Raw genomic sequence first — 18,895 nt, 5'->3', positions numbered from 1 at the left:
CCTCTTTGGAGCCGTCAGATGATCCCCCGCTATACCCGCCCGGAAATGGCCTCGATCTGGGAGCCGCAGCCCCGGTTCAAGATCTGGTTCGAGATCGAGGCGCATGCGGCGGACGCCCTCGCCGAGCTCGGCACCATCCCCAAGGAAGCCGCCAAGACAGTCTGGGCCAAGGCCAAGGACGCCACGTTCGACGTCGCCCGCATCGACGAGATCGAGCGCGAGACCAAGCACGACGTCATCGCCTTCCTCACCCATCTCGCCGAGATCGTCGGCCCCGAAGCGCGCTTCGTGCACCAGGGCATGACCTCCTCCGACGTGCTCGACACCTGCCTCAACGTCCAACTCACCCGTGCTGCCGACCTGCTGCTCGCTGATCTCGACAAGGTGCTGGCTGCGCTGAAGAAGCGCGCCTTCGAGCACAAGATGACGCCGACCATCGGCCGCAGCCACGGCATCCACGCCGAGCCCGTGACCTTCGGCCTCAAGCTCGCTTATGCCTATGCCGAATTCACCCGCGCCAAGGAGCGCCTGATCGCGGCGCGCAAGGAGGTCGCGACCTGCGCCATCTCCGGTGCGGTCGGCACGTTTGCGCAGATCGATCCCCGCGTCGAGGAGCACGTCGCCAAGGCCATGGGCCTCGTGCCGGAGCCGATCTCGACGCAGGTGATCCCGCGCGACCGTCATGCGATGTATTTCTCGACGCTCGGCGTGATCGCCTCCTCGATCGAGCGCATCGCGGTGGAAATCCGCCACATGCAGCGCACCGAGGTGCTGGAAGCCGAAGAGTTCTTCTCGGAGGGACAGAAGGGCTCCTCCGCGATGCCGCACAAGCGCAATCCGGTGCTGTCGGAGAATCTCACCGGCCTGTCGCGCATGGTGCGCGCCTATGTGACGCCGGCGCTGGAGAACGTCGTGCTGTGGCACGAGCGCGATATCTCGCACTCCTCGGCCGAGCGCATGATGGGCCCGGACGCGACCGTGACGCTCGACTTCGCGCTGGTGCGCCTCGCCGGCCTGATCGACAAGCTCTTGGTCTACCCCGCCAACATGCAGAAGAACCTCGACCGCCTCGGCGGTCTCGTGCACTCGCAGCGGGTGCTGCTGGCGCTGACGCAGAAGGGCGCCAGCCGCGAGGACGCCTACAAGCTCGTGCAGCGCAACGCGATGCCGGTCTGGCGCGGCGAAGGCGACTTCCTCCAGCTCCTGAAGAAGGACGCTGAGGTGAAGAAATATCTCAGCGACGCCGAGATCGAGGAGCAGTTCGACCTCGGCTATCACCTCAAGCACGTCGACACGATCTTCAAGCGCGTGTTCGGGGAGAGCTGAGCTTTCCTGTCATTCCGGGGCACGCGAAGCGTGAACCCGGAATCTCGAGATTCCGGGTTCGATGCTTCGCATCGCCCCGGAATGACGACAAACTCACAAGAAACGGGACCCGTACCTCATGCCCATCGTCAACCGCGTCGCCGCCCTCTCCGATGAAATGGCCGCCTGGCGCCATGACTTCCACGAGAACCCGGAACTGCTCTACGAGGTCCACCGCACCGCCGGCATCGTCGCCGACAAGCTGCGCGAATTCGGCTGCGACGAGGTGGTGACGGGCATCGGCAAGACCGGCGTGGTCGGCGTGATCCGGGGCCGCAAGTCGGCCTCCGGCAAGACCATCGGCCTGCGCGCCGACATGGACGCGCTGCCGATCATGGAGACGTCAGGCGTCGCCTATGCATCGAAGGTCCCCGGCAAGATGCACGCCTGCGGCCATGACGGCCACACCGCGATGCTGCTCGGCGCCGCCAAATATCTCGCCGAGACCCGCAATTTCGACGGCACCGCGATCATGATCTTCCAGCCTGCCGAAGAAGGTGGCGGCGGCGGCAAGGCGATGGTCGAGGACGGACTGATGACGCGCTGGAATATCCAGGAGGTCTACGGCATGCACAACATGCCGAACCTGCCAGAAGGCCATTTCGCGACCACCCCCGGCGCAATGCTCGCCTCCTCCGACAACATCCAGATCACGGTCCACGGCAAAGGCGGCCACGCCGGCGCCGGTCCGCACAAGTCGGTCGACAGCGTGCTGATCGGCTCGCAGATCGTCAATGCGCTGCAATCGATCGTCGCCCGCAACGTCGATCCGCTCAAATCGGCGGTGATCTCGATCACGCAATTCCACTCCGGTACGGCCTTCAACATCATCCCCGAGATCGCCGAACTTGCCGGCACCGTCCGCACGCTCGACCCTGAGGTGCGCGACCTCGTCGAGCGCCGCATCGGCGAAGTCGCCGAGAGCGTCGCCCGCGCCTATGGCGGCTCGGCCGAGACGAAATACACGCGGATGTATCCCGTGACGATGAACCATGCACGCGAGGCCGGCATCGCCGCCGACGTCGCCCGCGACATCGTCGGCGCCGAGCGCGTCAACGACAAGTTCATTCCGATGATGGGCGCCGAGGACTTCTCCTTCATGCTGGAAGCCCGCCCCGGCGCGATGATCCTGGTCGGCATGGGCGACGGCAACGAGTGCCATCACCCGGCCTATGTCTTCAACGACAACATTTTAGGCCACGGCGCGTCGTACTGGGTGCGCCTGATCGAAACCAGGATGCCGGCGGGTTAGCCGTCAGTCTCGACCTCCTAGGGTGGGCAAAGCGAAAGCGTGCCCACCACTAACGGCGCTTCGCGCCTTTGCCCGGGCTGCATCACGACCGGTGTACGCCGCGTGTCGTGTGGGATCCGTCATCGGGTTGCAGAGCGTCGAGCCGTCGGCTCACCCGCCCTCAGGAGGCGAGCGGTCTCGTCTGACGCGAGAGGCAAGGTGAACTCAAAGACGGCGCCTCGAGGCTCGTTTGCGCCGGCCCACATCCGCCCGCCATGCGTCTCGATGATCGAGCGGCAAATGGCGAGGCCCATCCCCATACCTGTGGGCTTGGTGGTGTAGAAGGCTTCGAACAGGCGCTCTGCATTCTTCGGATCCAGGCCCGGACCGGAATCTCGCAAGGTGACGTGCACGCCGTTCGATGCATCCCGGCCGGTGCTGATCAGCAACTCGCGTCCCCCTTCGCCGACCGAGGCCATCGCCTCGACCGCGTTGACAATCAGGTTGAGCATCACTTGCTGAAGCTGGACCCGATCGGCCTGAATGGGCGGCAAGCCTTCGGCAAGTTGCGTTCGCACCGAGACGCCGTTCTTGAACGCTTCGCTGCGCGTCAGCGCGATGACCTCGAGCACTGCCTGGTTGATCTCCATATCCTCCTTTTGCGGGGGCGCCTTCCTGATAAGCGCCCGGATGCGGCCGATGATGTCGCCGGCCCGCATGCCGTCGCCGGCGATCAAGCCGAACGTCTGTCGAACCCGCTCCAGATTTGGCGGTTGAGCCTCCAGCCAGTTCACCCCGGCCTCGGCACTCGCCACGATCGCCGCGATCGGCTGGTTGACTTCATGGGCAATCGAAGCGGTGAGTTGCCCCATCGTGGTGACGCGATTGGCGTGCGCGAGCTCGATCAGGGCTTCGCGGTAGCGCCGCTCGTGTTCGCGAGATTCGGCTTCCGCCCGTTTGAGAGCGGTCAGATCAAGGACAAAGCCGATACCTTGGTCCCCACCTTCTCCAATCATGGTCCCGCCGATCAGCACGGGCACACGGGTTCCGTCCTTCCGCACATACTCCTTCTCGAATGCCTGGGCCGTCCCGACCCGCTTCAATTCCGCCACGGTTTGCAAGTCGCGGTCGCGCCATTCCGGCGGCGTGAGGTCCGTCCGGTGCAGGCGCCCTGCAACGAGATCCTCACGGTCGTATCCCACGATACGCAGGAACGCATCATTGGCTTCGAAAATGCGCCCCTCGACTTCCCAGATGATGATGCCGATGATGTTGGCATCGAACAGGCGCCGGATCTTGATATCTCGCGCCGCAAGATCACTCTGGAGCTGGATGTTCTCCTCGGTCGTTTTTCTCCGCCGTTTTGCTTCGAGCCGCGCCAGCGCCAGCGCCGCACTGGCCAGCGCGACGACAAGGACAACGGCGCTGGCGATCAGCCAGGTCCAGCGTTGCTCGAACGCCTCCGCGTGCGCCTCCCGGCTGGCGAGCCGAAAGCGCTCGTGATCTACCATCTGGTCGATTTGCGAACGGATCTCATCCATGCCGCGAATCATGGCCAGTGCTGGCAGCCCGGACGTTCCGGCTGTCTTCACCATTTCGTCGATCTCGCGCAGCTTTGCTGAAACGGTCAGCGTCAGATGTTGAGCGCGCAGACTCAGCAACGGATCGTCCACGACCAGCGACTGCAGCGCCTGCGCCTCTCGCCGCACATTTTCGTCGGAAACGCCGTAGGCCTTGAGATAGGTCGGGTCGAGGGTCATCAGATACCCGCGCCGCTCGGCCTCCAGTTTCGCGATGATTGCCCGCAGACGATCAAGTGTTTCGAGGACCTGGCGGCTATGTCCGACTGACTGATGAGTCGATTGCCGCTCTTGCCAATACTGCAGGCCAAGAATTGCAGTCGCGGCAGACAGCGTCAGCAGCGCCCCGACCGCCAGAACCAACGGACGAGCAAGCCATCGCAAAGGTAGGATCCGAACGAGGACGGACATTGGCCGTGGTCTTCGATACTCGTGTGACCGCGCGTGTTCTGGTGCCGACGCCAGAGCATGATAGGACAATAGCACGGATAGGCAGGTCAGGAACCCGACATTCATCGGGCGACGTCTATGGCGAAGGCTGCAATGTCGCAGGGATACGGTCCCGCGCGCGTGCTATGGTTGAATGCCCTTGGTTGGTTCAAGGAGCATCAAAATGGTGCAGGCCGAAAACTCATTGGGCCCTCGCAATCCGGCGAGCCGACGCAGTTTCGTCAAGGGACTGGGGGCGGCCGGCGCAGTCCTGCCAGCTCTGACCACGCTGCCGCGCTGGAGCCTTGCCCAGGATATCTCTGCGGCTTACGCAAATGCGTCGATCGACTGGAAGCAGTTTGCGGGGCAGACGATCACGCTCGCGGGTGCGATCCATCCCTGGTCGAATGCGATCACTCCGCTGCTGCCGGAGTTCACCAGGCTCACAGGCATCACGGTAGACGCCGATTTCCAGCTGGAAACCACGTTCATGGGCGCTCTGCCGATCAGGCTCGCGCGTGGCAGCAGCACGCCCGACGTCTTCATGTTCACGACCTATGGTCAAGGCATCTCGGCAGGATGGCTCGAACCATTGGGCAGCTATTATTCCAACAGGTCGCTGACCGATCTGGCCTGGTATCACGAGGACGACTTGCTCAAGACAGCACGGCACTTCCCGCTGTGGTCGGACGGCGAACGCTACGCCATCCCGATCACCTCGGAGGCGATGACCCTGTTCATCAACAAGGATGCGCTGGCGGCCAGGAACCTGCCGGTTCCCCAGACATTCGACGAGCTGCTTGCGACGGCCAAGGCGGTCAAGACCGGCGAGATGTCGGGCATCGCCATGCGAGCCCAGGCGAGCTTCAATTCCTGTCCGCCGGCCTTGGGTTTCGTGTTCTCGTACGGCGGAGCCATGGTCAAGGACAACAAGGCCGCTTTCGCCAGTCCGGAGGCGCTTGCGGCGGTCGAGATGTACGGACAGTTGCTGAGCCAGGCCGGACCTTTCGGCGCTGGCAGCTATGAATGGTACCACGTGCTGGATGACTTCCTGCAAGGCAGGACCGCAATGGCAATCGACAGCAGCAACTTCGCGACCGACATCTCCAATCCGGCGAGGAGCCGCGTGGCCAAGCACGCCGGGTATGCAACTTTCCCTCATCTCCCCGGTCGCGCACCCGTTCCTTTCATGTCGCACTGGCAGGCCTGCATCAATTCCAAATCGCGAAACAAGCGGGCAGCTTTCCTGTTCCTGCTCTGGGCAACGAGCAAGCCGACATCGCTGCGGACCGCTGCAGCGGGGCTGGCCACGACACGCGTGTCGGCATGGTCCAGCGAAGGCTTCAAGACGGCGTTCGGGTCGGAGGCCGCCGAGGCGGCGCTCACCAACCTGCAAGATGCGGATGTCGACCGCGCCAAGGCCATTCTCTTCCACCCGAAATCGAACCTGATCCTCGACGCCTTCATGATCGGCGTCAATGAAGTGGTCAACGGGGCGAAATCGGCAAAGGATGCGATGACGGGCGCGGCCGAGCAGGCCAATGCGGCAATCCGCGGGTAGCGGCAGGCGTCACCCAACCTGTGGTGATGGAGCCGCGCTGTGCGACGCGCTGCGACTTTGGTGCCGCCGATTCCGACTCTTTCCGGTCCTGATCGCGGTTCCTTGAGTCCTTGCGACTTCAGTTGCAGACTTCGACCGTGCTGGAGCCGCCGCCGCCCAACGCGCCCGCCGTCCTGTTGCCCCACGCTTCGATTCGACAACCCGGCCGAACGGGTCGGCAACCTGCACTGTTGCAGTAGATTTGCCCACCAGACTGAGGCTTCGATGGCGCGGACTCGACCTTCTTCCGTTCGTCGTCTCGCTGCCTGGAGTCATCGCGGGTAGCGACGGGCTTCTTGTCCTCGATCTTCTCGCACTCGTTGTCCTCGTTCACCCGGTAACCGGCACGGCAGGTGATCTTGACGCATTTGTCCCCGTCGGCCCGAAAGCCGCGGTCGCACACCAGCGGGCAGACTCGGCCCTGCTTGGCCTTCAGGGCATCCAGGGCATCGAGGCTGGCGAGTTTCACGTCGAATTTCGTGCCGGCATATTTGTTGAACTGCGTCAGCGAGCGTTGCGACGCCGCATTCCACTCGCCATCAGCCGCCGAGGTGAGACAGCCGACGCGCCGCAATTCCAGCTGCACGGACTTGGCCAAATCGGTGCCGGAGAGCGTTGAGGCAGGCGCGGGCGAAAGCGCGGCCACTTTCTGGGTTTCCGCGTCGGCGGCGACCCCTCGATCAGCTTTCTCGGCAGTCTGCCTGGCCGCAAGCTCGGCGGCCTGCTTGGCCGCCAGCTCGGCCTTAGCCTTCTCCGCTGCCTGCTTCTCCGCGAGCGCCTTTGCGGCGGCGGCTTCGGCCGCTTTCCGCTGCTGCTCGGCAGCATCCGCTCTGGCCTGTTCAATCTGCTTCTGCTTCTCCGCCGCGATCCGCGCCTCTTCCGCCGCCCTGGCGGCGGCGGCCGCCTTCTCCTGCTCGGCCTTTTGGGCGCGTTCGGCGATGAGCCTTGCCTTCTCCTGCTCGGCCGCCCTCGCCTTTTGTTCGGCCGTCGCGCGGGTTTCTTCAGCGGCAATCTTGTTCAGCTGACCCTTGGCCAGATTGGCGTAAAAGCCGTCGGGATATTGCCCCAGAAATGCTTCCCAGCCGTCGCGGGTGCCGAGCTGCAACGCAAGCTCATAATCCCTGCGAATGGCGTCCTGCGGGTTCGCCTGCGGACCCGTGGCAGCGGGCTTTGCCGCAACCAGCGGCACGTCATCGCCGCCGAGCGAGCCGTAGACATATGGCTCCTGCTTGTAGCCGGTGCTCTTCAGCACGTCGTCGCGCACGAAACCGAAGGCTTTGCGCAGGTCGAGGCCGGGCTTTGGCAGGTGATCGGCCAAGGCGGTTGCAAACGGGCTGTTCCTCGAGTCGCCGTCTGACGCTGTCGAACCCGCTTTGGCCGCAAATGCAATCATCGTATTTGGGCTGGTCGGCTCGATCTTGGCAAGGCCGCGCCCGATTGCACGGGAAGCCACCGTTCGCTTCATGCTCTTGGCGAACGGATTGTCGCGGCAGGCGTCCAGGATCACGAGCCGAAGCTGCTTGGCAGTCTCGATCGTCACCAGCACGCGATCGAGCGGCAACGCCTCGTCGTAGACGTCGGTGTCGGTCTCCAGCGTCGCATCGGTCGGAATGAGATAATTCGCGCCGTCCACTTCCATGCCGTGACCGGCGTAGTAGACCACCGCAACATCGGCGTCGCGCGTCTTGTTGCCAAATTCGCGCAGCGCCTTGCGCATCTCGGACGCGCTGAGGTCCTGCCTGACATCGATAGTGTCGAAGCCGGCTTTCTTCAGCACGCCGCCGATCAAGCCGCCGTCGCTCACTGGGTTCGCCAGCTTTGGCACGTTCTTGTAGGCGGAATTGCCGATCACGAGCGCGACCCGCTTCTCGGCATGGGCCGGTCCGCAGGCGAGCCAGATCGAAAAAATCAACAAACCAAATTGCCGAAGCGGAATCACTTGCGGTCCCCCGGATGCAATTCCATTACAGTATTCGGAGCATGGCCAAATGCAAACGCCCCGAATGTGACATCCGTCACACAAATATTTCGAAGCGAAGTTTTGGATAATGCTCAGGCGTGGCTCGCCGGGGGACGATGCTATTTCGGGTTGTGTCTCTCCACCTACGCCTGCACCACCTCGTGCCGCATCACGAACGGCGCCAGCAGCGTGTGCACCTCTCCGGCGACCACATCGCGCTGATCTGCCGGCAATCCCGTCAGCGTCACGGTGGCGATCGAGCCGTGACTGCCATGTGCGCCGACCCTCACCTTGCAATCGATGCCGCGGTCAGTGAGCGGCGCCAGCACCTTGGCGAACACGCGCTCTGCCGCGTCCCAGCGCAGCTTCGGCTTGAACACCTTGCCGACGCCAGTCACGGGCATCGGATCGATCGGAATCACCTGCACCGGAACGGCGGCGCGCTCCGGCGTGCGCTCGCGCACCCACGCTTCGAGCTCGCCCGGCTGGACGGTCGCGCCCGGCTTCAACTGCACGTAGCCCACCGGCAGTTCGCCGGCATAGGCGTCTGGCTGGCCGACCACCGCGGCGAAGCCGACGGCGGGATGGCGGAACATGATCTCCTCGATCGGCGCCGGGTCGATGTTGTGGCCGCCGCGGATCACGAGGTCCTTGGCGCGGCCGGTGATCCAGAGATAGCCGTCGGCGTCGAGCCGGCCGAGGTCACCCGAATTGACCCAGACCTCGTCGACGAACGCGCCCTTGTTGTGCTCGTCATTGAGATAGCCGCCGAACACGCCGGGGCCGGCCATGATGACGACGCCGATCTCGTCAGGCGCGCAATCGCGGATCAGGCGGCCGTCGGCATCGAGCTGCACGATGCGCACGCGCGCGTAAGGCATGGGAAGACCGACCGAGCCGAGCCGGATCGGCCGCGACGGATAGGCCAGCGTGTGCACGCTCGAGGTCTCGGTCATGCCGTAGACCTCGACCACCGGCAGCTTGAGCTTGTCCTGGATCGCCGAGCCGACCGCGACAGGGATCGCCGAGCCGCCGCCCGCGGCATATTTCAGGCTGGAGATGTCGGCGTTGCCCGGCGGCACCGCAAGCGTCGCGGCAAGCACCGTCGGGACGCTCGACAGCGCCTCGGGCTTGAAGCGCTCGACCAGCCCCCAGATGTTCTTCACGGCATTCGGATTGCGCCAGCCGCTCGGCGACAGCACGACCAGCGAGCCGCCGCTCGACAGCGTCAGCAGCACCTGCGTCAGCGAACCCCCGACGTGAAACAGCGGCATGCCGAATAGCAAATTGGCACCGGGTTTCGCCTTCAGCAGCAGATTGAGCGCCCAGGCCTGATAGACCTGGTTGGCATGGGTGTGCCGCACCAGCTTCGGCGTGCCGGTGGTGCCGCCGGTGTGGAAATAGGCGGCGATGTCGCTGCCGAGAATCTTGCGCCCGCTGACGAGCCGGTCGGAGGGCCGCTGCTTGATCAGGTCGCTGAAGGCATAGATTTCCTTCGCCGGGTCGCCGCCGCCGAACACCTGCACGACCGCCTTGAGGTGTTTTAATTGTGGGCGGATCTGTTCGACCTTCTGCCAGATGTCGGTGCCCGGCATCGGCCCGAGCGCAACCAGGATTTTCGTGTTCGCGGCTTCCAGGATCTCCGCGATCTGGTGCGGCTCGAGCAGCGGATTGACGGGATTGGCGATGCCGGCGGCCTCGGCGCCGAACAGCGTGACGAAGGCGTCGGGCACGAGCGGCAGCATGAAGCTGATGACGTCGCCCTTCTCCGCGCCGAGCGCGTGGAACATGTTGGCGGCCTGTGTGACGCGCGCGATGAGATCGCGGTAGGTGACCACGACCGGCGTGTCGGCGGGATCGGCGTTTTGGAGGAACTGGATCGCCGCCCCGTCGGGATTGAGCGCCGCACCTAACCTGATCGCATCATACGTGCTCTCGGCCGCAACGCGATCGGCGTAAGGGACCTGCTCGAAGGCCCGGACCTCGGCGTCCGTCAAGAAGTCAGGATAGTCGTTGCCGATGAGCCGATCGAGCGCGTGGATGCCCGCCATGGATTTCCGTCCTCCCTCTGTGCATTTCCCCGCCTCCTGTCTTTTGACATTTTGGATCGACGAGACCTCGACCGATGGCCGGTCGAGCGAAAGCAGAATGAGGGATGATTTGGCGTTCGTCCATTGCTTCCCGGCTGCGGCGAGCGAGATCGCAGCGCTCGGCCTTTGAACCTCCGCGCCCGGTCCGGGGACCAAAAATTGGCGTCGGCCTCCCTTGCCAGCGCCCTGCCGCAAGACTTGAGGTGATCATGACCACGCCCCTGCGGAACCGCGTCACACGGCTGGTCGTCGCGCTCGCCCTCGCCATGGCGATCGCCCCGCCTCGCGCCGCGCTCGCCGAGGACACTCTCGACAAGATGCGCGCGAAGGTCGCGGCCTTCGTCGCCGACAAGATGGAGAAGCTGGGCGGCTCGCGCATCGTCTACCGGGTGGATACCGACGCCTTGCGCGAGACGGTCGTCACCGACCTGCGCGACGACGTCTACAGGAATCTGCGGGAAGGCCGCATCGCGTTCTCGGGTCTTGCAATCCGCGACGGCGGCGTCGACGTGAAGATCGCGGACGCCAAGGGGCGCGAGCAGCTCGCGCGCAAGCTCGCGTCGGCGGCGGAGGGATTGCCGTCGCGCGCGGTCACCGTCACCGATGGCGGCGACGGGCTGGTCAGGATCGCGCCGACCGGTGCCGCATCCGCCGCGCGGCAGCACGATCTCGTCGAAGACACCGTCGGCATGATCGAGCAGCGCCTCAAGGACATCGGCGTTCAGCTTGCCAGCGTCCGGCCGGACGGGACGGATCGCATCCGCATTTTCATTCCCGGCATGATGGAGCCCGAACGGGTGACCACTGTCTTTGCCAAGAAGGTGCGGGTCACCTTCCGCCTGATCGATCTGTCGATGCCGGCGGAGCAGGCACAGGCGGGCACGCCTCCGACAGGGACGGAAGTCCTGCTCGGCTTCAAGGAAAAGCTCCCCTATCTCGTCGCCAAGGACAGCGCCCTCGACGGCGACGACATCAGCTATGCGGGACCGGGATTTACGAGCGGCACGAAGGAGCCGATCGCCTCGTTTCGCTTCAACGGCCGCGGTACGCGCCGCTTCGCCCACATCACCGCAGAGAACATCGGAAAGCCCTTCGCCATCGTGCTTGACGACAAGGTGATCTCCGCCCCCGTGATCCGCGAACCCATCACCGGCGGCTCCGGCCAAATCTCCGGCAACTTCACCCTGGAAGAGGCCAACAGCGTCGCCATGCTGCTGCGCGCCGGCTCGTTGCCCGGACGACTTGTCCTCGTCGAGCAGCAGGTCGTGCAACCCGCCGCCAAGCCATAAGGCGAAGATCGTCCGACGCCCCGCCTGGGGCATCCAGCCCCTCCGCGACGCCGAGGCCCGCCCCGAATCATGACCGCGCTCTGGCCAGACGCGCAACCAACGGGCAATTGCCGAAACGCCCGATCAGGCTAAAATTTGCCTCTTGCGGCATGACGGCCGAAGGCTTCATTTCAGGCGGCCGTCATTCGATTTCGGCTATACGTGTCGAGCATACCGACCAGGACTGAAGACCTTACGCGGGGTTAGTATCATGCCGTCCGGCAGCGCAGACATTTCCTCGATCCTCGACCGCATCCTCGATGCGGCGACGGATAACCTCAGGATCGCGAAGATCCTGGTCCAGATGGGCCTCGATCCGGACAACGTCACCTATGATGCGATCTTCAACCGGCTGCTGGAGATCTTCATCCACAACATCACCCTGGCCAATCTGTTCGCCGCAGTCGGCGCCGGCTTCTTCGTCGCCACCCTCCTGATGCGGACGATGGTGCCCCTGCGCGTCGCCAACATGATCGGCTGTGCGCTCTTCGCGGTCTTCGGCGCGCTCACTGCCAACGTCTCGACGTTCCTGCTCTATCTGCTGCTGCTTCCGATCAACGCTCTGCGCCTGCGGCAGATGCTCAAGCTGGTGAAGAAGGCGCGCCATGCGGCCGAAGGCGACATGTCGATCGAATGGCTCAAGCCGTTCATGACCGAGCGCAAATATCGCAGCGGCGACACGCTGTTCAAGCTGGGCGACCCGGCCCAGGAGATGCTGCTCACGGTCACCGGCAAGTTCCTGGTCAAGGAGATCAATGTCGAGATCGGGCCCGGAGCCCTGATGGGCGAGCTCGGCTTCCTGACGCCGGACAACCGGCGCACCGGAACGATCGAATGCATCGAAGACGGCCAGGTGCTGACGATCACCTATGACCGGTTGCTCGAGATCTATTTCCAGGATCCGCAATTCGGCTACTACTTCCTGGTCCTGACCAGCCAGCGTCTTCTGCAAAACATCGATCGCCTGCAGAAGCAGCTGGCCACGGAGCGGGCGGCAACGGCGAACAGGATCGCGTGACGGCCGCTCAGCTGAGCAGCAGCGCCATGCCGGGATCGCCCTTCTCCATCGCGCGCCGGTAGGCCGCTCGCGCCCCGATGCGACCGAGATATTTGACCACGTTCGGACAGCGCTTGAGATCATAGGGCTGGAAGTAGCGCATCGTGGTGAGCGAAAAGCCGGTCATGATGTCGGCGGTGGTGAAGGCGCTGCCGGCCAGGTACTCGGCGTCACGAACCCGCGCGTCGATCAGGTCGAAGGCCCGGTCAACGCGCGCCCTGGTCGCAAGCAGCATCGCATTGTCTTCGGCAAGCTTGAGCCGGTTCAGGATCATCAAGCGGCCCATGCCGGCCTGTAGCGTGCCGTTGGCGAAGTGAAACCAGTACAGAAACTGGGCAAAGTCCGGATCGTCAGGGCGGAGCGCGAGGCGCCCCTTGCCGTGTTTCGCCATGATGTAGTCGACGATGGCGCCGGATTCGGCGAGCACCAGATCACCGTCGGTGATGACCGGCGCAGTCCCGATCGGGTGCAGCGCCTTGTAATCGGCCGGCGCCAGCATGGTGACGGGATCGCGCGCGTAGCGCCTCAGCTCGTAGGGAATTTCCAGTTCCTCGCAGAGCCAGACGATGCGCTCGGATTGCGACCTGCCAAGATGATGGACGGTGAGCATGACGTCTCCTGCGCCTGTAAACTGGATCAATTGTGCCGCGGTACCTTACTCCGTCATTGCGATGCAGAAATGGCCGAAGTGGTGCCAGAGGAAGGGGCGATCAGGGAAACCACGTCAAGGCGAGCGCTTCTGGTCAGCCCCCGGAATTTTGCGGACGTGTATCAATTCGCGCCAGATCGGCTCCAGGCGTCCCTCGCCGCAAAATCGCCCCAAAAACCGAATGGTAACCATGGCACCCTTAAGGTAGCGACGTGACCAATTCCCCGACGATCCTGGTGTTCGATTCCGGCCTTGGCGGGCTCACGGTGCTCCGTGAGGTCGTGGCCGCGCGCCCGGACGCGCATTACGTCTATGTCGCCGACGACGCCTTCTTTCCCTACGGCCACCACGGCGAGGACGAGATCATCGCCCGCGTGGTGCCGCTGATGGGGGAATTGATCGGCACGCACGACCCTGACCTCGTCGTCATCGCCTGCAACACGGCCTCCACCCTGGTCATGTCGCAGCTGCGCGCCGCTTACTCCCTGCCCTTCGTCGGCACCGTGCCGGCGATCAAGCCGGCCTGTGCGCAGTCGAAGACCCGCCGCGTCTCGGTGCTCGGCACCAAGGGCACGGTGAAGCGGGAATACACCAAGGCACTGATCCGCGATTTCGCGCAGGGCTGCGAGGTGACGCTGGTCGGCTCGCCCGAACTGGCCTCGCTCGCCGAACGGGCGCTTGGCGGCCACCCGATCAGCGACGGCGATATCCTCGCCGAGCTCGCGCCCTGCTTCGTCGGCGATCCCGAGGACGCCGGCGCACGCACCGACATAGTGGTGCTGGCCTGCACGCATTATCCGCTGCTGCTCGACCGGCTGATGACGCTCGCACCCTGGCCGGTCGACTGGATCGATCCGGCGCCCGCAATCGCCCGCCGCGTCTCTGATCTGCTCGGCGCACGTATCGGCGACATCGCGCAGGCCGGCGCCGAGATGATCTTCACGTCGAACCGCGCGCATGGCCTTTCGGCCACGCTGACGCCGTTCTTCGGCGGCCGCGCACTGGCCTGATCTTGCACCGCAACGGCGCGCTGCTAGGCTCCGCCGTCGTCATTTGTCCCGCAGGCCTTTTCCATGTCGGTCCCGACCACGCCGCTCAACCGTCTCCGCCAGCTTTGGCGCGAGGGCCGTCCCGCCTTCGGCGCGATCGCGACCATCCCGAGCGTACAGCTGGTGCAGATCATGGCGCGCTCGCTGGATTGGATCATCGTCGATCTCGAGCACGGGCCGATTGGATTGACCGAAGCCCATGCGATGATCGCGGCGACGACGGGCACGCCGTGCACGCCCCTGGTGCGGATCGCGGCGAACGAGCCCTGGCTGGCGAAAGCGCCGATGGACATCGGCGCGTTCGGCATCAACTTTCCGATGATCACCAACCGCGCGGACGCCGAGAAGGCGGTGCGCAGCGTGCGCTACCCGCCGCGCGGCGATCGTCTCTGGGGCCCGTTTCACGCGCCGTTCCGCTGGGGCCAGTCGATGCCGGACTACATGGCCGGCGCCGACGACGAGATGCTCTGCATGATCACCATCGAGCATGTCGATGCCGTCAACCGCATCGACGAGATCATGGCGACGCCCGGCATCGACGTCGCGGTCATCGGCCCCGGCGACCTCGCCACCTCCATCAACAAGCGCGGGCAGATGGACGATCCGGAATTGCTGGAGCTGGTCGCCCGTGCCGAGGCCGGAATCCTCCGAAGCGGCGTGCCGATCGGCGGCGTAGCCCGCACCGCCGATCAGGCCAACGCCCTGATCGATCGCGGCTACCGCGCGATCGCGCTCGGCTTCGACTGGTCGCTGTTCCAGCGCGGCATCATGGCGGCGTTTGAGGGAATCAAGCGCTGAACAAAGCCGAACGACATCAAAAGAACAGCATAAGTCATTGAAATAAATATTTATTTATAGCTTCAACATAGCCGAGCCGTTGACCTCGCCCGCACCTTGATGCGGCGAACCGACCGGCCCCAAGCGGGTTGGTTCGTGCTAGAGCAGGTGAGCGGGCGACCGCTCGCTGCACATTTTTTAATCCGCGGGAACCGAAAGAGCGATGCGGGGGAAGCCCAAGAACATTTCGCTGCGGCGTCGCCTGATCTGCGACCTCATGCGCGCCTCGATGGACGTGCCCTTCGTGTCGCTGTCCCGTTCGCTCAATGTCCGCCCCCTGCTGGAGGCCCGGGCGGGCGCGGTGGCGCCCGCCGGCTGGGCCGCGATGTTCGTCAAGGCGTTCGCCCTCGTCGCCAGGGAGGAGCCGATCCTGCGCACCGTCTACGCCAAATGGCCCTGGCCGGCGCTGTACGAGCTGCCGAAGAGCGTGGCTCTGGTGGCCATCGCCCGGGTCGAGGACGGTGAGGAGTGCGTAATACCGCAGCGGATCGCCGCCCCCGAGGCCCTCCCGCTGGCCGCGGTCGACGCCGAGATCCGGCGCGCCAAGACGGCGCCGATCCAGGACGTTCCCATGTTCCGCAAGATCATGCGGGCGACCCGCCTGCCATACCCGCTGCGGCGGCTCTCCTGGGCCGTGGGGCTGAATTTCGGCCGGCAGCGCGGCAACTGGTTCGGCAGCTTCGCAGTGAGCTCGGTGGCCGCCTATGGCGGCGGCGAGCTCCATCCCATCACGCCGGGGCCCTTCATCGTCAGCTACGGGGTGGTCGAGCCGGACCAGACCATCCATGTCGTGATCCGCTGGGACCACCGGGTTACCGACGCCGCCCCCATCGCCCGCGTCCTGACCAAGCTGGAACAGGCCCTGAACACTGAAATCGCTGCCGAATTGCGGGCGGCCGGGTCGAAGCCGATCAGGGCGGTCGGGACGTAAGATACTGTCGTTCCGGGATGGTCCGAAGGACCAGACCCGGAACCTCGAGATTCTCAGGTGCGCAATTGCGCACCATAGTTCGATGCTCGCGCATCGCCCCGGAATGACGGGCTAAAGAATTGACAGCGAACCCCAAACTCTCCTAAAAGCCGCCTGCTCGCGGGCCGATTTCGGCCCGCGAAGCGTTTCGCGACCCGTGGTCCTGTCCCTTCAAGCTTTGGGGATCGGACCTGTCGGTGCCGGGCCTGGCCCGTCACACAGGAGGGCGCGTTTCCTCAAACCATGTACCTGAAGAGGACGCGATGACTAAGCGCAGTGAGGCGAAGTACAAGATCGATCGCCGTATGGGCCAGAACATCTGGGGCCGCCCGAAGAGCCCCGTGAATCGCCGCGAGTACGGCCCCGGCCAGCACGGCCAGCGCCGCAAGGGCAAGCTCTCCGACTTCGGCGTGCAGCTGCGCGCCAAGCAGAAGCTGAAGGGCTACTACGCCAACATCAGCGAGCGCCAGTTCCACGGCATCTACGTCGAAGCCAGCCGCCTCAAGGGTGATACCGGCGAGAACCTGATCGGCCTCTTGGAGCGCCGTCTCGACGCGGTCGTGTATCGCGCCAAGTTCGTCTCGACGATCTTCGCCGCCCGCCAGTTCATCAACCACGGCCACATCAAGGTGAACGGCCGCAAGGTCAACATCTCGAGCTACCAGCTCAAGGTCGGCGACGTGATCGAGGTCAAGGAAGCCTCCAAGCAGCTCGCCCACGTGCTCGAAGCCAGCCAGCTCCCCGAGCGCGACACCCCCGACTATCTCGAAGTCGACCACGGCAAGATGACCGCGAAGTACACGCGCATCCCCGGCCTCTCCGACGTGCCGTTCCCGGTGCAGATGGAGCCCCATCTGGTCGTCGAATTCTATTCGCGCTGATATCTCCGCGCCCCATTGCTAAAAGGCCCCGGTTTCCGGGGCCTTTTTGTTGTGGTAACGTGCTGTCGATGTCCCGGACCACCGACCAGCTCGCCAACATCACCCCATCGGCAACGCCTAGCGAGGCGGAGCTTGAGGCATGGGCCAAGCTGCCCCGCGACGAACAGATCCGTCGATATCAAGCGCTGTTCGCCCAGCCCGACTGCAACAACTTCACCTCGGACACGCCGGACGACATCCTCGCCGCCGCGCGCCAACGCGTTGCCCAACGCCGCCATGGCTGAGTACCGGTTATCGGAGCGTACCCGAGCCGATCTGATCGACATCTACGACTTCACCGAAAGCCGGTTCGGCAAATATCAGGCTGAGGCTTATTACGCGGGTCTGATCCGCTCCTTCGGACTTCTCGCCGATTTCCCTCTGATCGGCCAGCAGGTGGATGAACTCGCGCCGGGCTATCGACGTTTCCGCTTCCAATCCCATCTGATCTTCTACACGGTGCAACCCGACCACGTCGAAATCCGTGCCATTCTTCACGGCGCGCAAGACATCAGACCTCAATTGTTCGACTAAAATGAAATGACGAGTCCAGCTATGCTCTACACCCCTCCCCCGATCGATCCCAAGGCGCCGCCGGTGCGCATCAATCTGCTCTCGGACACGCAGACCAAGCCAACGGCTGCGATGCGCGAGGCGATGGCGCGGGCGGAGGTCGGCGACGAGCAGGTCGGCGACGATCCGACCGTGAACGCGCTGTGTGAGCGCGTGGCCAATCTGCTCGGCAAGGAGGCCGCGGTGTACATGCCCTCGGGCACGATGTGCAACGTCACCGCGACGCTGGTGCATTGCCGTCCCGGCGACGAGATCCTGGCGCATGAGACCGCGCACATCATCGCGCGCGAAGGCGGCGCGCATGCCGCGATCGGCGGCTTTCAGATCACGCAGCTCAAGGGCCCCGACGGCCAGTTCACGCCGGAGACGTTCCGCAAGGCCCTGCACCCGCGCACGCGCTATCAGCCGCCGCAGACGGTCGTCAGCGTCGAGCAGACCGCCAATATTGGCGGCGGCACGATCTGGAAGAAGGCCGCGCTCGACGAGATCGTCGTGATCGCCAAGCAGCACGGCCTCATCACCCACATGGACGGCGCGCGTCTGCTCAACGCCACCGTCGCGAGCGGCATCTCCCCGCGCGACATGACCGCGGGTTGGGATTCGGCCTGGATCGACTTCTCCAAGGGCCTCGGCGCGCCGATCGGCGGCGTGCTCGCGGGCTCGCGCGCCTTCATCGACGCAGTCTGGCAGTGGAAGCAGCGCCTCGGCGGCTCGATGCGGCAGGCCGGAATCTGCGCCGCCGCCTGCATCTACGCGCTCGACCATCACGTCGACCGCCTTGCCGACGACCACGCCAATGCGCGCGCGCTGGCCCGCGGGCTGTCGCAGATCGCAGGCATCGAGGTGCAGGAGCCCGAGACCAATCTCGTGTTCTTCAAGCCGGACGGCGCCGGCGTTCCCGGCGACAAGATGGTGGCGGCGCTCCGCCAGCGCGGCGTGACGCTTGCGATGATGGACGGCCGCATCCGCGCCTGCACCCATCTCGACGTCAATGCGAACCAGGTCGAGGAGGCGATTGGCTACGTGCGCGAGATCGTGCGCGGGGCTTAGTACTCGATCCCGTAGCCCGGCTGAGCGCAGCGATACCCGGGAGATCCACCCGCGGAGATCCCGGATATCGCATCGCTCATCCGGGCTTCTGTAACGGGCGGTGGTTAGTCAATCCCTTTTTGCGTCATCCACTCGCCGGGAACGTGCTTCTGTACGGGATCGGCGCTGTGGCCGTCGCCTGATGGGGTTCTGGAGAGGAGCAGGTCG

16 protein-coding genes and 2 pseudogenes are annotated in these 18,895 nt (G+C 64.6%); 13 read left to right on the top strand and 5 right to left on the bottom strand.

Features of this window, described 5'->3' with window-relative positions:
* Positions 1-18 precede the first annotated feature (18 nt).
* Positions 19-1,326, top strand: coding sequence for an adenylosuccinate lyase (gene purB / locus GPL20_RS37840; RefSeq protein ID WP_157337723.1), 1,308 nt, complete (start codon positions 19-21; stop codon positions 1,324-1,326).
* 118 nt (positions 1,327-1,444) lie between these two features.
* A complete protein-coding gene (locus GPL20_RS37835) occupies positions 1,445-2,617 on the top strand; it encodes a M20 aminoacylase family protein (protein WP_157337721.1) in 1,173 nt (390 codons plus the stop codon).
* Positions 2,618-2,736: 119 nt separating this feature from the next.
* On the opposite strand, the pseudogene GPL20_RS37830 reads toward GPL20_RS37835, so the two are convergent.
* Positions 2,737-4,017 (bottom strand): annotated as a pseudogene (locus GPL20_RS37830) (sensor histidine kinase); the annotation flags it as partial.
* A gap of 108 nt (positions 4,018-4,125) precedes the next feature.
* Positions 4,126-4,587 (bottom strand): annotated as a pseudogene (locus tag GPL20_RS39860) (CHASE3 domain-containing protein); the annotation flags it as partial.
* Between the two features lie 202 nt (positions 4,588-4,789).
* On the opposite strand from GPL20_RS39860, the gene GPL20_RS37825 reads away from it, so the two are divergent.
* Complete coding sequence (locus GPL20_RS37825) at positions 4,790-6,166, top strand: extracellular solute-binding protein (protein WP_167533385.1); 1,377 nt, start codon at positions 4,790-4,792, stop codon at positions 6,164-6,166.
* A 118-nt stretch (positions 6,167-6,284) separates the two neighbouring features.
* Here GPL20_RS37825 and GPL20_RS37820 read toward each other — a convergent pair whose 3' ends face one another.
* A complete protein-coding gene (locus GPL20_RS37820; protein ID WP_430641854.1) occupies positions 6,285-8,117 on the bottom strand; it encodes a caspase family protein in 1,833 nt (610 codons plus the stop codon).
* Positions 8,118-8,308: 191 nt separating this feature from the next.
* On the bottom strand, positions 8,309-10,216 hold the full coding sequence (locus GPL20_RS37815; RefSeq protein WP_157337712.1) for an acyl-CoA synthetase: 1,908 nt from the start codon (positions 10,214-10,216) through the stop codon (positions 8,309-8,311).
* Here GPL20_RS37815 and GPL20_RS37810 point away from each other — a divergent pair.
* The 3 genes from GPL20_RS37810 (at position 10,215) to GPL20_RS37800 (ending at position 12,601) form a co-directional block, all read left to right on the top strand.
* Positions 10,215-10,385 (top strand): hypothetical protein, encoded by a 171-nt coding sequence (locus GPL20_RS37810; protein ID WP_157337710.1) that lies wholly within the window; start codon positions 10,215-10,217, stop codon positions 10,383-10,385. The genes GPL20_RS37815 and GPL20_RS37810 overlap by 2 nt on opposite strands.
* A gap of 79 nt (positions 10,386-10,464) precedes the next feature.
* A complete protein-coding gene (locus GPL20_RS37805) occupies positions 10,465-11,544 on the top strand; it encodes a SecDF P1 head subdomain-containing protein (protein ID WP_157337708.1) in 1,080 nt (359 codons plus the stop codon).
* Between the two features lie 250 nt (positions 11,545-11,794).
* Positions 11,795-12,601, top strand: coding sequence for a Crp/Fnr family transcriptional regulator (locus GPL20_RS37800; protein WP_157337706.1), 807 nt, complete (start codon positions 11,795-11,797; stop codon positions 12,599-12,601).
* A 7-nt stretch (positions 12,602-12,608) separates the two neighbouring features.
* Here the strand turns inward: GPL20_RS37800 and GPL20_RS37795 are convergent, their stop codons facing one another.
* Positions 12,609-13,250 (bottom strand): glutathione S-transferase family protein, encoded by a 642-nt coding sequence (locus tag GPL20_RS37795; protein ID WP_157337704.1) that lies wholly within the window; start codon positions 13,248-13,250, stop codon positions 12,609-12,611.
* Between the two features lie 251 nt (positions 13,251-13,501).
* On the opposite strand from GPL20_RS37795, the gene murI reads away from it, so the two are divergent.
* From murI to GPL20_RS37760, 7 genes are all read left to right on the top strand, one after another.
* Positions 13,502-14,299: a glutamate racemase gene (murI, locus tag GPL20_RS37790; RefSeq protein ID WP_254125048.1), complete on the top strand. Its 798-nt coding sequence runs from the start codon at positions 13,502-13,504 to the stop codon at positions 14,297-14,299.
* A gap of 63 nt (positions 14,300-14,362) precedes the next feature.
* A complete protein-coding gene (locus GPL20_RS37785) occupies positions 14,363-15,136 on the top strand; it encodes an HpcH/HpaI aldolase family protein (RefSeq protein ID WP_157337702.1) in 774 nt (257 codons plus the stop codon).
* A gap of 202 nt (positions 15,137-15,338) precedes the next feature.
* The gene (locus GPL20_RS37780) at positions 15,339-16,106 is read left to right on the top strand and encodes an acyltransferase (RefSeq protein WP_157337700.1); all 768 of its coding nucleotides are present in this window, start codon (positions 15,339-15,341) and stop codon (positions 16,104-16,106) included.
* 302 nt (positions 16,107-16,408) lie between these two features.
* Positions 16,409-17,026: a 30S ribosomal protein S4 gene (rpsD, locus tag GPL20_RS37775; protein WP_080140385.1), complete on the top strand. Its 618-nt coding sequence runs from the start codon at positions 16,409-16,411 to the stop codon at positions 17,024-17,026.
* A 68-nt stretch (positions 17,027-17,094) separates the two neighbouring features.
* Entirely contained in the window at positions 17,095-17,310 is a 216-nt protein-coding gene (locus GPL20_RS37770; protein WP_157337698.1) for a hypothetical protein, read from the top strand.
* A complete protein-coding gene (locus tag GPL20_RS37765; RefSeq protein ID WP_157337696.1) occupies positions 17,303-17,599 on the top strand; it encodes a type II toxin-antitoxin system RelE/ParE family toxin in 297 nt (98 codons plus the stop codon). The genes GPL20_RS37770 and GPL20_RS37765 overlap by 8 nt, the downstream gene beginning before the upstream one ends.
* Before the next feature lie 21 nt (positions 17,600-17,620).
* Positions 17,621-18,688 carry a threonine aldolase family protein gene (locus GPL20_RS37760; RefSeq protein ID WP_167533383.1) on the top strand — a complete coding sequence of 356 codons (1,068 nt, stop codon included), beginning with the start codon at positions 17,621-17,623 and terminating at the stop codon, positions 18,686-18,688.
* Positions 18,689-18,895: the final 207 nt, after the last annotated feature.

The sequence above is a fragment of the Bradyrhizobium cajani genome (assembly GCF_009759665.1).
GTDB classification, from domain to species: Bacteria; Pseudomonadota; Alphaproteobacteria; order Rhizobiales; family Xanthobacteraceae; genus Bradyrhizobium; species Bradyrhizobium cajani.
The sequence above is the reverse complement of the archived record's forward strand: the minus strand, read 5'-3'. Positions and strand labels throughout refer to the sequence as shown.